The organism is Luteimonas saliphila (assembly GCF_016774335.1).
GTDB classification, from domain to species: domain Bacteria; phylum Pseudomonadota; class Gammaproteobacteria; order Xanthomonadales; family Xanthomonadaceae; genus Luteimonas; species Luteimonas saliphila.
This window is the reverse complement of the sequence record NZ_JAETWA010000011.1, coordinates 24,329-37,346: the sequence shown is the minus strand read 5'-3', so window position 1 is coordinate 37,346 and position 13,018 is coordinate 24,329. Positions and strand designations below refer to the sequence as shown.

The following is a 13,018-nucleotide window of genomic DNA, read 5'->3' as shown; positions in this document are numbered from 1 at the left end:
CACTCACTCCTGCAGCAGCGCCGGCGTCCCGGGCTTGACCGCGTCGGCCACCGCGCGCGCGCTCCAGTTGGTCATGCGGATGCAGCCATGCGATTGGGTCTTGCCGATCTTTGCCGGACTGGGCGTGCCGTGAATGCCGTAGTGCTCCTTCGACAGGTCGATCCAGACCGTGCCGACCGGATTGTTCGGGCCGGGCGGCAGGGTCGCCTTGGCGTGCGACTCGTCAGCATCCCAGAACAGTTCGGGGTTGTAGTGGAAGGTCGGATCGGTGGCGACGCCCTCGATCTTCCATTCGCCGATCGGCAGCGGATCGTGCTCGCTTCCGGTCGAGGCCGGGAACTGCGCGTAGACCGTGCCGTCGGCATCCTGCAGCCGCACCACGGAATCGCTCCTGTCGACCAACACGGTCGCGGCCGGCGCCAGCGCCGGCAAGCCGGCGACATTGGGGACCACGATCTCCGTCCCCGCGGCCAGCTTCTTGCCCGGATTGAGCCTGGCCAGCAATGTCGGCGAGGCATGGAATTTCTCGCCGACCGCTTCCTCCACCGAGGCGAAGCCGAGCGCATCGAGCTTCGCCTTCTCCATGATGTCGTCGGGAATCTCGTGGAACGGGCCTGCCACGTCTTCGGCGGTGAGCGTGTAGCCGACCAGCGCCGGCGCGTCGTCTTCGGCCAGCGCCTTCCATGTCGCCGGGTCGAGTTCGCCGGTCGGCTCGAGACCGCGGGCGCGCTGGAAGCCGGCGATCGCACGGGTGGTGTTGCTGCCCGCACCGCCGTCGATCTCGCCCGGGGAGAAGCGCGCGCGTTCGAGCAGGACCTGGGCGCGCAGCAGTGCGCCGGCGGCATCGCCGGTCGCGGCATTGACGGTGTCCGGGGTGAGCGCGGCGGCTTTCTCCGGGTCGGCGAGGGCCTGCGCCGACACAAGCGCCAGCAGCAGGGCGAACAGGGGCGTAAGGCGGATCATGCGCGGACGTCCGTTGCAGGAATCGGCCCGCATCATGGCGTCGCCCGCTGCGTGCGGGGCGTGAACGCCGGCGCCCCGCGCGCAAGCGGTTCAGGCGCCAACGGTCGCGTGCGAAGCGCCGCGCGTCGGTCGCCAGCGCGGTTTTCTGGACCGTTAAGCTCGGCGGGCGCAGACTGCGCCTGTTGCCCCGGAGCCCTGCCATGACCCGCACCGTGCGCCTCCTCCTGATCCTCGTCGTCCTGTTCGCCACCGCCACCGCTGGCGCCAGGACCCGCAACGTCACCGATCCCGACGCCCCCCGCAGCCTGCCCGCCGACGGCGCGGTCAGCGTGCAGTGGACCGATCCGGCCGAGTTCACCGACCTCAAGTTCAGCGGCAATCGCTGGCGTGCCAGCCAGGGCAACTGGGTGCACCAGCTGGCCGAGCACCTGCGCGAATCCGCCGGGAAGCGCCTGCCCGAGGGCGAGCGCCTCGAGGTGACGATCACCGACATCGCGCGCGCCGGGCGCTACGAGCCGTGGCATGGCATGCACATGCAGGACGTGCGCATCCTGCGCGACCATTACCCCCCTTCGATGAAGCTCGACTTCAGGCACTACGCCGCCGACGGCAGCCTGATTGCCGAAGGCAGCCGCGCCTTGCGCGATACCGGCTACCTGACCGGCGGCGGCCTCAACATCGGGAACGACCACCTGTATTACGAGAAGCACATGATCGACGCGTGGGTACGCGACGAGGTGCGTCGGGCGTCGGTGGCGAGCAACTGAGCCGCGCCTCCCCGGACGCCTGGGGAACGATCAAGCGATAGCCCCGGCATGCAGGGGCTTTTTTCGTCGCGTCGTCGACCTTGCGCCGCGGCGCGGGCGCGACGGAGGGGTCGCTTCACGCAGGCACGGGCAGCGGATTGCGATAGGCGAACGGCACTTGGTGCCAGTAGGGATACGGCCGCGCCACCGCACTGGCCGCATCCAGCTTCGCCACCTGCCCGGGCGACAGGGTCCAGCCGACCGCGCCGAGGTTCTGCCTGAGCTGCTCCTCGTTGCGCGCGCCGATGATGACCGAGGATACCGTCGGCCGCTGCAGCAGCCAGTTCAGCGCGACCTGCGGCACGGTCCTGCCGGTTTCCGCCGCCACCGCGTCGAGGGCATCGACCACGTCGTACAGGTACGCGTCGTCGACCTGCGGGCCGCTGTCGGACACCGCCCTGGACTGTAGCCGGCTCGTTTCCGGCAGCGGCGCGCCACGCCGGAGCCTGCCGGTCAGGCGGCCCCAGCCCAGCGGACTCCAGACCACGGCGCCCACGCCCTGGTCGAGTCCCAGCGGCATCAGTTCCCACTCGTAGTCGCGGCCGACCAGCGAGTAGTACGCCTGGTGCGCGACGTAGCGCGTCCAGCCGTGGCGCTCGGCCGCCGCCAGCGACTTCATCAGGTGCCAGCCCGAGAAGTTCGACACGCCGAGGTAGCGGATCTTGCCGGCGCGCACCAGCGTGTCGAGCGTCGACAGCGTTTCCTCCACCGGCGTACGCGCATCGAAGCCGTGCAGCTGGAACAGGTCGATGTAGTCGGTGCCCAGGCGGCGCAGCGAGCCCTCGACCGCATTGATCAGGTGGTGACGCGAGGAACCGACCTGGTTCTCGCCGTCGCCGAAGCGGAAGGTCGCCTTGGTGGACAGGATCAGCGCGTCGCGCGGACGGCCGCGGATCGCCTGGCCGAGGACCTCCTCGGCCGCGCCGTTCGAATAGATGTCGGCGGTGTCGAACATGGTCAGGCCGGCGTCGAGGCAGATCTCGACCAGGCGGCGCGCGCCGGCGGCATCGGTATCGCCCCAATGCCTGAAGAAATCGCCCTTGCCGCCGAAGGTGCCGGTGCCGAAGCTGAGCGCGGGCACCCGGAAACCCGATGCGCCTAGATAACGGTATTCCATGGACGGTTCCGTTCCTGTCTGGGGGAAGGCGGATTGCAGCCGATCGCAACGCGCCGGCGCAAGGCCGCCCGCGGGACGCAGGGTTGCGCGGCGCGGCGCGGCCGCGTTGCTATGCTGCAGCCATGGCGGTCTACGTCGACGATGCGGTCACCCTCTGGCGCGGCAGGCGCTGGGCGCACCTGATGGCCGACACGCTGGACGAGTTGCATGCCTTCGCCGCACGGCTGGGTCTTCCGCGCCGCGCCTTCCAGGACAAGACCAGCGGCGCGCACTACGACGTGAGCACGGATCTGCGCGAACACGCGCTTGCGCTCGGCGCGGTGCCGATCTCGCGCCATCGCGACCGCGCGCTGGTGCGCGCAGTGATCGCGCGCGCGAAGGCGCAGGGCCGGGGCGAGGCGCCCTGACCCGTGCGCGCACCGCCCGGCGGACGCGGCTATCCTTCCGGCCATGCCGCGCACCGTCCAGGTCACCCGCTACGTCACGCCCCTGCGCGAGGGCGGCTCGATGCCGGCCGTGGTGGAAGCGGACGACGACGGCATGTACGTCGTCAAGTTCCGCGGCGCCGGCCAGGGGCCGCGCGCGCTGGTGGCGGAGTGGATCGTCGGCGAACTCGGCCGCGCGCTCGGACTCGACGTGCCCGAGATCGTCTTCGCCGAGCTCGATCCGGTGCTCGCGCGCACCGAGGGCGATCCGGAGATCCAGGCGCTGGTCCGCGCCAGCGCGGGCCTGAATCTGGCGATCGACTACCTGCCGGGCGCGGCCAACTTCGATCCGCTGGCATGGGAACCCGACCCGGTGCTGGCCTCGCGCATCGTCTGGTTCGATGCCTTCTGCAGCAACGTCGACCGCACCGCGCGCAACCCCAACCTGATGCTGTGGCACCGGCGTCTGGTCCTGATCGACCACGGCGCGGCGCTGTACTTCCACCACGGCTGGGACGGGGATCCGTCGCGTGCCGACACGGCGTTCCCGCTGATCCGGGACCACGTGCTGCTGCGATGGGCCGACCACGTCGGGCAGGTGGACGCCGAACTTGCGTCGATGCTCACCCCGCAGCTGATCGCCGGCATCGTCGCGCAGGTGCCCGACGCGTGGCTCGACGGACCGGATGCGTTCGCCGACGCCGCCGGCCAGCGTCGGGCCTATGTCGACTACCTGCTGCGTCGCGTCCAGCAGCGCAACGCCTTCGTCGGAGGAATCGCCGATGCGCGCGGTTGAGTTCTACGACTACGCGGCGATCCGGCTGGTACCGCGGGTGGAGCGCGGCGAGTTCATCAATGTCGGGATCCTGCTCTCGTGCGCGGCGCGTGGCCACCTCGACGTGCGCATCGAGCTCGACGAGGCGCGGGCACTGGCGCTCGACCCCTCGCTCGACCTGGCGCTGGTGCGGCGGCTGCTCGGCGCGATCGAAGCCGTCTGCCGCGGCGGCGCCGATGCCGGGCCGATCGGGTTGCTGCCGCCGCGCGCCCGCTTCCACTGGCTGACCGCGCAACGCAGCGCGATCCTGCAGACCTCGCCGGTGCACGGCGGCAAGTGCGCCGATCTCGACGCCACGATGGAACACCTGCTGCAGCGGATGGTGCGCGTCGCCGGGCGCGGCTGAGGGCTCGGCTACAATGCGCCAGGTTTCCCGCAGCGCCCCACCATGACCGATACGCCCCCCGACCGCCTGTCCAACGACCCGCGCAGTCCCCACTACGACGCGGCGATGCTCGAACGCGGCATCGGCATCCGCTTCAAGGGCGTGGAGCGGCGCGACGTGGAGGAGTACTGCGTGAGCGAGGGCTGGATCCGCGTCGCCGCGGGCAAGGCGCTCGACCGCCGCGGCCAGCCGCTGACCATCAAGCTCAAGGGCGAGGTCGAGGCCTGGTTCAAGCTGCCCGACACGGAATGAGACCGCGCCTCGCGCTGGCGTCGCGGCCACTGCGAACTGCAGGATGCGCGAACGGTCGATGCGGGGACACGCGCCCGCGGCGCGAAGCTGGCACACTCGCCTCCGCACCAGCACGTCCGCAACGCCCGAGGAATCCGCCATGCCCGGCTTCGACCTGACGCCCCCCGACGCCACCCAGCGCGCCCGCCTCGAGTCCACCCTCGACGAGGCCGAACGCCGCGTGCTGCTGGCGCACGGCACCGAGGCGCCGTTCTGCGGCGTGTTCCTCGACAACAAGCGCGAGGGCGTCTACACCTGCCGGCTGTGCGGGCTGCCGCTGTTCCGCTCCTCCGCCAAGTTCGACTCGGGCACCGGCTGGCCGAGCTTCTTCGCGCCCTACGCGCCCGAACACATCCGTTACGTGCGCGACAGCAGCCATGGCATGGTCCGCACCGAGGAAGTCTGCGCGCGTTGCGGCAGCCACCTGGGCCACGTGTTCCCCGACGGACCGCCGCCGACCCGCGAGCGCCACTGCCTGAACTCCGTCTCGCTGGCCTTCACACCGGCGGGCGAGCCCCTGCCCGATCCACTCGGCCGCGGCGGCGCCGAGGCCGGCAAGGCCGACTGAGCCGCCTCCACCACCCCAGGACAAGGAATTTCGCGATGCAATACCTGCTGCTGGTCTATACAGACGACACGCTGCTCGAGGCGCTGCCCGAAGGCGAGTACGACCGGCGCATGCGCCACTGCCTGGAAAGCGCCGATGAACTCGCCGAACGCGGCACCCTGCTCGGTTTCCAGCAGCTGGAGCCGGCGAAGACGGCGAAGTCCGTCCGTCGCCGCGGCGGCAAGGTGAGCGTGGTCGACGGTCCCTTCGCCGAGACCAAGGAAATGCTGGCGGGCTTCAACCTGATCGAGGCCGACAGCCTGGAGGAGGCGCTGCGCCTGGCCGAGCAGCTGCCCTGGACCGACACCGGCTGTATCGAGGTGCGCGAGGTGCGCGACATCGATGCGGTGCGGCGACGGGTGGGGGCGACGGCGCGCCCGGCCGCTGCCTGAGCGGATGCTCGGGCATCAGGCGCCCGCGCCCTCGAGCTCGCTGCGCGAACGGTCCCAGCCGGCGACGCGATTGCGACCCTGCAGCTTGGCGGCGTACAGCGCGCGATCCGCGGCCGACAGCATCCGCGTCGGCGAGCGCGCCTGCCCGGCTGGCGCGACGAACACGCCGATGCTGACGGTCATCCACGGCGCGACCACGGACACCGGATGCGCCATCGCCGCATCCTCCACCCGCTGGCGCAGCCGTTCGGCGATCGCCAGCGCCCCGGTCTCGTCGCACCCGGGCAGCAGCAACGCCAGTTCGTCCCCACCGTAGCGCGCGGCCAGATCGGCCTCGCTGCCGGCGAACTCGCTGCAGATCAGCGCCAGCCGGCGCAGGCATTCGTCGCCGTGCAGGTGCCCGAGCGCGTCGTTGAGCTGCTTGAAACAATCCGCGTCGACCAGCAGCAACGCCAGCGGAGCGTCGCGCCCGGACTGGTGCGCGCACTCCTCGGCCAGCCGCTCGTCGAAACTGCGGCGATTGGCCAGTCCGGTGAGCCCGTCGACCGTCGACAACTCGCGCAGCTTGCGGTTGGCCGCCTCCAGCTCGGCGACCACCCGCGCGAGGTGGATCGCACCGGCGACCTGGTGCGCGATCGCATCGAACACCGCGCACGTCTCGGCGGTGAAGAATTCCTCGTCCGTGCTCTCGATGTTGAGCACGCCGTGGAGGCGGCCGCGGTGCCGGATCGGCACCACGTACTCCGAGCGGACCGCGGGGTTGCCCATCACGTAGTCCGGATCCACGGCCACGTCGGCGATCAGCTGCGCCTTTCCGGTGCGCGCGCAGCGCCCCGCGACGCCCATCGACACATCCCAGATCGCCACGTCGAATGCCGCGAAGGGGAGGTCGCCGGCCCAGACTTCCTTGATGAAGCGGCTGCCGCCGTCGTCGAGCAGGACGATGCTGGCGATCGGCACCGGCAGCCGGCGCGCCACGCAGTCGACGATCCGCTGCAGCACATCGTCCAGTCCCTCGGCCTGCAGCGCCTCGCGCGAAATATGCGCCAGCACTTCCGACAAACGAAGGTCAGCCGTGGACAGGCCTGGACCAGACGCGGCCGCATCGTCGTCCCCTGCCGCCCGCGAACCCAGATCGGGCATCCCCACCTCTCCCCGGAAACGCGGCAGTGTAGCGTCACGCGACGCGCTGTCCGCAACCTGCGTCACGGACGCAGAACTCAATGACCGGTGGCGCCCCCGAGGTGCTCGGAGAGGAACGCGAGCAGCTGCGTGTAGTAGCGGCGCCTGTGTTCCTCCTTGCGGAAGCCGTGGCCTTCGCTGTCGATGTAGAGGGTCTGCACCGGCACGTCGGCCGCCTCGAGCGCGCGCTGCATGCGCTTGCTGTGCACGATCGGCGCGATGTCGTCGGCGCCGCCGGCGGCGAGGAACACCGGCACCCTGATCCGGTCCGCCAGGTTCACGGGCGAGCGTGCGGCCAGGGTGTCGCGTTCGCCCATCCAGTCGTTGGCCCAATGCCGCATCCAGGCGGCCGAGCGCGCGCGGTCGGCATGCAGCGCCGGCAGGTCGTAGACGCCCACGTAGCCGACCGCACAACGATAGAGATCGGGTTCCTTCGCCGCGCCCATCAGCGCCGCGTAGCCACCGTAGCTCGCCCCGACGATGCAGATGCGCGCCGGGTCGGCGACCTTCTCCCCGATCGCCCAGCGGGTGGCGTCGGTGAGGTCGTCCTGCATCGTCCCGCCCCATTCCTGCGCGCCGAGCGCCCGGTAGGCGCGTCCGTAATTGCCGGAACCCCGGTAGTTGATCCGCAGCACCGCATACCCCGCGGCGGCGAGCAGTTGCGTGTCGAGGTCGAAGTCCCAGGCATCGTGGATGCCGTACGGCCCCCCGTGCGGCATCACCACCGTCGGCAGCGGCGCATCCGCCGCGGCCTGCGGGCGCGTGAGGTAGCCATGCAGCACCACGCCATCGCGCGCCTGGAGCTCCACCTTGCGCGTGGGCGCCATCGTCCCGGGCGCGAACCAGACCATGCGCGCGAACACCCCGTTGGCGGTCTTGGCCTCGGTATCGAACAGCAGGTACTCGCCCGCCTCGCGGTCGTTCCAGGCGCGAACCATCATCAGCCGGCCATCACGGGTGGTCGAGGTGATCTCGACTCCCGACCCTGGCATGGCCTTTTCCAGCATCCGGTAACGGCGCGCCATGGCCGACCCCTCGTCGAAGAAGCGCATGCGGATGCCGTCGTCCATGTAGCGCGCGCCGACCGGCGTGCGCCCGTCGACGTCGAAGAGGATCGCGTCGGGATCGACCACCGGATCGCGCAGCAGCGGCTTGCGCGCAAGCGTACGCATGTCCCAGGCCTCGATCTGGTCCGGCCCCCGAGCCTGGCTGACCTGAACGTAGGCGGTGATGCCGTCGGCCGCCATGCCGAGCGCCTCGGCGATGAAGCCGCTCTGCGCCGAATCGTTGACCAGCTTCCAGGGTGCGTCCGCCCCCTCGCGGTAATGCAGCTTGCGGTAGTTGCGCTCGTCCAGGCCATCAGCGAAGCGCACGGCGCCGGCCGGATCGAGGGTGAAGCCGGCGCGACGCACCGGCGCGGAGACGACCACGTTGCGGCGGCCGCTGCGCAGGTTGAGCGTTTCCACCTGGGTCTTCGGGGTCGCACCCGGGATCCAGGTCGCGATCATCACCGCGCCCGGCTCCTCGGGCAGGGGATCGATGACCGTCGCCAGTTCCACCGCATCGCCCGCCCCGTAGCGCTGCACCAGGCCGACATCGTCCTTGCGGCCGAACAGTCGCTTCACCCGGCTCCCGTCGAGTTCGAGCGCGTGGAGTTCGCCCGTGGCGTACAGCGGATCCTTGCTGCCGAAGCTCTGCGCCATGGAAATGACGATGCGGGTCTCGTCGACCCACCAGAAGTCCCACACCGCCGAGTTCGCGACGCCCATGCCGCCGGCGACGACCTTCTTGTCGGCGCGGTCGAGCACGACCAGGACCGTCCGGTCCTCCAGCGGCACCGTCGCCGCCAGGTGCTTGCCATCGGGCGAGATCTTGATGGTCTCGTAATGGTCGCGCCTGACGTACGGCGTCAAGTCGATCTGCGCCTGCGCCGAAGCCGGCGATGCCACCGCAACGGCCAGGAGGGCCACCGCGAGCCGCCGCGCGAACGCCCACATCCGTGTCTGCATGTCCTTTCCCCCGCCGCGCCCCCGCGCGGCATCCCCGCGCGCATCCTAGCGCGAGAACGGGCACGGCGGCGATGCCCCCGGCTCAGGGCACCACGAACACAACCGCGGTGCGGGCGGGCACGTGGAAGGTGCCGCTTTCCCGGTCGTAGCGCGCGGCCGCGGCGCGACGGTCGGCGGCATCGCGTGCGCGGTGCACGGGATGCAGCCTGTAGCCCTTGCCCGCCTCGGCGGCGATCGGCAGCGCGTGCGCGCGCTTGTCGGCGTTGATCAGGTAGACCAGCTCGCGGAAGTTGGCGCCGGGATAGCCGCGCCCGTCCAGGTGCGCCACCAGCACCGTCGGTTCCTGCGCGCTGCCGGTGTTGTGGAAGCGCAGGCGCTGTTCGATGTCGCCGGCGGTACGCATGCGCAGCAGTGTGGAACTGGACCGGATGCGCAGCAGGTCGCGGAACGCGTCGCGCGTCCATGCGATGTCGGCCGGCATCGGCGCGATCGACGGATCAGCCAGCAGCGGCGCCATCACCGGCCAGTTGCCGCCGTTGTCGGACTGCATCGGCAGGCCGACGCCGAAGTTGTTTCTGCGATAGGTCCAGTCGAGCGCGTTGAACCAGTCTCCGCTGTCGTAGCTGTTGCGGTCCAGCGACTTGCTGCGCAGGGTGTCGATGCCGGCATGGAAGTAGGCCACGCCCTGGCTGAAGGCGGTGAGCGCCGCGCCCAGGACCTGCACCCGGGCCCGGTCCTCGCGGCTGGTCGTGCGTGGCAGCTTGTAGACATTGGCGTCGAACAGGGTGGGGTTGTCGTGGTTGTCGACGTAGTTCACCACTTCCTGCGGATCGACCACGTAGCCGGCCGGCTGGCCGTTGTAGTCGATCCGTTCCAGCGGCAGCGTCGCGTCCCAGTGGGTGGTCAGCGGATAGCTGCGGATGGAGCCGGCGAGTCCGACCCTGATGATGTCGGCCGACCACATCAGCGCGTTGTGCGTGTGGCCGCCGCCGCTGCCATTGTCGTCGTAGTACAGGCCGTTGAGCCAACCCTGGCTGCGGATCAGGTCGATGCCGTTGTCGAAGCCCGAGCCGCCGCGCGCGTGGTCGCGGGCACGATCGCTGAAGGTGCCGATGCCGGTACCGTTGAGCGAGAGCTGCGAGGCCTGCACGAAGCGCGCGCCATTGGCGACTTCGCCGAAGTTCCAGCCCTCGCCGATCAGCTGCACCGGTCGCCCGGCCGCGGCGTTGACCTCGTCCTGCAGTCGCACCATCACCGCGCGCGGCTGGTGGCCCATCAGGTCGAAGCGGAACGAGTCGACGTGGTACTGCGTGGCCCACAGCTTCACCGAATCGATCATGAGCTTCCCCATCATCAGGTGCTCGGTGGCGGTGTTCTCGCAGCAGGTGGAGCGTTCGATGCCACCCTGCGCATCGAGGCGGTGGTAGTAGCCGGGCACGATCCGGTCCAGCACCGACTTCGCGTCCTGGCCGGAGGCGCTGGTGTGGTTGTAGACCACGTCCATGCCCACGCGCAGCCCGGCGCCGTGCAGGGCCATGACCATCGCCCGGAACTCGCGCACGCGTGCGGCACCGTCGTGCGCATCGCTGGCGTAGCTGCCTTCGGGCGCGTTGAAATGCCAGGGGTCGTAGCCCCAGTTGAAGCAGTCGCTGCCGCGGGTGGCCGCGACCGCGGCCTGCTGCGCGTCCGAATCCCGCGCGGCATCGGGCACGTCGGGCGTGGTGCAGCCGACTTCCGGCACGCTGGAAAAATCGTAGGCGGGCAGCAGGTGCACGTCGGTCAGCCCGGCCTGCGCCAGCGCGCGCAGGTGGCGCATGCCGTCGCTGTTGTACTGAGCGAAGGCCAGGTACTTGCCGCGCAGCGGCGCGCGCACGCTGGCGTCGTTGACCGAGAAGTCGCGTACGTGCAGCTCGTAGATCGACATGTCCTCCTGCGCGCGCACCACATCGGGCGTACGGTCGCGGGCCCAGCCCGGCGGCATCAGCGCCGGCGAGGACAGGTCGCCGATGTAGCTGCGCTGCGAATCGGCATCCAGGCTGATCGAGTACGGATCGGTGACCAGGTTGCGCACCAGGCCGACGCCACGCACGAACACCTCCACCACATAGCGGTAATGATCGCCGGCACGCAGCGCGCGCGTGGCCACCGACCAGCTACCCGTCGCCGGATCGAACTGCATCGGCTCGAGCAGCGGCGCGTCGCCGCGCCCGCGCTCGCCGCACAGCCACACACGTTGCGCGGTCGGCGCCCACAGCCGGAAATGCGCCTGGCCGCGATCGAGCGTCACGCCGAGATCGTCCAGGCCGTCGGCCGCGGTGTAGCGCGCATCCAGGTAGCCGGGCAACTGGGTGGTGGTCGCGCCGAGGACGCGACCGTCTTCGTCCTCCTGCACCAGCACCAGTTGCCGGCGCATCAGTTCGGGCAGTGAATCCAGCTGGTCGGCCGGCACCTCGAGCACGGCGCCCGCGCCCACCCAGCGGAAACGCTCGGCCACGTCAGCAGGTACCTCGTGCTGCGCCACCTGCAGTGACAGCGCGCCGTCCGCACCGGCGACCGCCACGCCCTTGCGCGCGACCACCTGGCCGGTCGCGGAGTGGTACAGGCGGAAACGGCCGGAGGTGTCGGTGCGCGGCCAGCGCAGCAGGCGTTCGGACAGCCAGTACGCGCGCGCATCGGTGGTCGACGCGCGCGCGATGTCGGGCGGCAGGGTGAACACGCGCGGTTCCTGCTGCACCAGCCAGACGTGACCGCTTCGATCGGCGATCGACAACGCGGAGAACACGATGCGGATGTCCGAGGTCCAGCCATCCTTGTTGTCGACGCCGCCGTCCGGGTTCGACGGCAGCCCGTGCAGTACGAGATCGACATGGCTGCGCGCCGCATCGCCCTGCGGGTTCAGCACCGGCAGGTCGAACGCGACTTCCGACCCGTCGTCGGAGACCGCGTAGTTCGGCATCGCCGACAGCGGCACCGGATCGTTCCAGTCGCCGAGCGCGAGGCCGGGCAAGCGCGACACGTCGATGCCGCTGCCGTCCCACAGGTGCAGGCCCCAGTGCGGGTAGGTGCTGTCGTAGCGTCGGTAGTGCACGCGTACGGTATCGATGTCGGCGCTGCCGGCCAGCGGATTGCGGGTGTAGACGGTCGCGTCGCCCGAGCGCAGCCACAGTTCGCGACCCTCGACGAAGCGCCAGGTGCGGTCGACGCCCGGATCGCCCACCTGCCCCGGTGGATGGACGATGAAGCCGAAGCCGACCGCGGACGGATGGGTGAACGCCGCGGCTTCGATGTCGAAGTACGCGCCATAGTCGTCGACGCCCGAGCGCGGCAGCGGCGCATCCCAGTTCACGCCCGGATAGTCGGCCAGGTAACGCCCGTCGGCATCCACCTGCCAGACATGCAGGCCCCAGTCGCCGTAGGTGCCATCGGGCCGGTGGTAGCGCACGCGCACGTCGGTGGCCGCGCCGCCGTCGCCGCCCACGGGCACCGGCGCCAGCACCGTCGCGTGCGGCGCTTCGCAGATCGTGGCGGCTTCGCCGTCGTCGGCGGCGGATGCGGGGTTCGGTGGCGCGGCCGGGGTCGCTGTCGTCGTCGACGCAGGGACGCCCGCGCTGGCGAGCGGCTCGTCGCATCCCACCACGCAGAGCGCGAACGCGAGCGGGAGGGCGACGCGCAGCGTGCGCAGGCAGGCGGGGAATGGATTGCGCATGACGGACCCCCGCAGCATGTCGGAGAGAAGCAGGCTGGTAACGGCGACGAAGGACAGCGCGAGCGCGCGGCTCGCGCATCGCCATCGAGAAGCGCATCGACTGTGCCTGCCGGCAGCCCCTGCGGCAAGGGAACGCTGGCCCATCGCATACGTATTCAACGCAGGTGCAGCATGGATTTCGCGCAGACCGCGTCGAGCTGTTGCATGCCGCGCCCGTGCCGCGCGATCGCATGCGGGGGCGATCTCCGGAGAACGCCATTCCGACCGTCGCCATGGATCCGATTGCGGGAAACGGACCAC

Annotated in this window: 12 protein-coding genes; 7 read left to right on the top strand and 5 right to left on the bottom strand. The window is 70.5% G+C overall.

The window, feature by feature from the left end:
• Positions 1-3: 3 nt before the first annotated feature.
• Positions 4-963, bottom strand: coding sequence for a L,D-transpeptidase family protein (locus JMO03_RS01870; protein WP_202839644.1), 960 nt, complete (start codon positions 961-963; stop codon positions 4-6).
• A 200-nt stretch (positions 964-1,163) separates the two neighbouring features.
• Between JMO03_RS01870 and JMO03_RS01865 the strand changes: the two genes are divergently transcribed.
• Entirely contained in the window at positions 1,164-1,730 is a 567-nt protein-coding gene (locus JMO03_RS01865) for a DUF3016 domain-containing protein (protein ID WP_202839643.1), read from the top strand.
• A 115-nt stretch (positions 1,731-1,845) separates the two neighbouring features.
• Here JMO03_RS01865 and JMO03_RS01860 read toward each other — a convergent pair whose 3' ends face one another.
• Complete coding sequence (locus JMO03_RS01860; protein WP_202839641.1) at positions 1,846-2,886, bottom strand: aldo/keto reductase; 1,041 nt, start codon at positions 2,884-2,886, stop codon at positions 1,846-1,848.
• A 122-nt stretch (positions 2,887-3,008) separates the two neighbouring features.
• Here JMO03_RS01860 and JMO03_RS01855 point away from each other — a divergent pair, with 122 nt between their 5' ends.
• From JMO03_RS01855 to JMO03_RS01830, 6 genes are all read left to right on the top strand, one after another.
• Positions 3,009-3,293 (top strand): DUF4031 domain-containing protein, encoded by a 285-nt coding sequence (locus JMO03_RS01855; protein ID WP_202839640.1) that lies wholly within the window; start codon positions 3,009-3,011, stop codon positions 3,291-3,293.
• A gap of 43 nt (positions 3,294-3,336) precedes the next feature.
• Entirely contained in the window at positions 3,337-4,107 is a 771-nt protein-coding gene (locus tag JMO03_RS01850) for a HipA family kinase (protein ID WP_202839639.1), read from the top strand.
• Positions 4,094-4,492 (top strand): DUF3037 domain-containing protein, encoded by a 399-nt coding sequence (locus JMO03_RS01845; protein ID WP_202839638.1) that lies wholly within the window; start codon positions 4,094-4,096, stop codon positions 4,490-4,492. The genes JMO03_RS01850 and JMO03_RS01845 overlap by 14 nt, the downstream gene beginning before the upstream one ends.
• Positions 4,493-4,534: 42 nt before the next feature.
• Complete coding sequence (locus JMO03_RS01840) at positions 4,535-4,783, top strand: DUF3297 family protein (protein WP_202839637.1); 249 nt, start codon at positions 4,535-4,537, stop codon at positions 4,781-4,783.
• 139 nt (positions 4,784-4,922) lie between these two features.
• Complete coding sequence (msrB, locus tag JMO03_RS01835; RefSeq protein WP_202839635.1) at positions 4,923-5,390, top strand: peptide-methionine (R)-S-oxide reductase MsrB; 468 nt, start codon at positions 4,923-4,925, stop codon at positions 5,388-5,390.
• Between the two features lie 35 nt (positions 5,391-5,425).
• Positions 5,426-5,821 carry a YciI family protein gene (locus tag JMO03_RS01830; RefSeq protein ID WP_202839634.1) on the top strand — a complete coding sequence of 132 codons (396 nt, stop codon included), beginning with the start codon at positions 5,426-5,428 and terminating at the stop codon, positions 5,819-5,821.
• Positions 5,822-5,836: 15 nt separating this feature from the next.
• On the opposite strand, the gene JMO03_RS01825 is transcribed toward JMO03_RS01830, so the two are convergent.
• From JMO03_RS01825 to pulA, 3 genes are all read right to left on the bottom strand, one after another.
• Positions 5,837-6,964 carry a sensor domain-containing diguanylate cyclase gene (locus JMO03_RS01825; RefSeq protein ID WP_238345808.1) on the bottom strand — a complete coding sequence of 376 codons (1,128 nt, stop codon included), beginning with the start codon at positions 6,962-6,964 and terminating at the stop codon, positions 5,837-5,839.
• Between the two features lie 77 nt (positions 6,965-7,041).
• Positions 7,042-9,012, bottom strand: a complete 1,971-nt coding sequence (locus JMO03_RS01820; RefSeq protein ID WP_238345807.1) for an alpha/beta hydrolase family protein — start codon at positions 9,010-9,012, stop codon at positions 7,042-7,044.
• An 82-nt stretch (positions 9,013-9,094) separates the two neighbouring features.
• On the bottom strand, positions 9,095-12,718 hold the full coding sequence (pulA, locus tag JMO03_RS01815; protein ID WP_202839629.1) for a pullulanase-type alpha-1,6-glucosidase: 3,624 nt from the start codon (positions 12,716-12,718) through the stop codon (positions 9,095-9,097).
• Positions 12,719-13,018 lie beyond the last annotated feature (300 nt).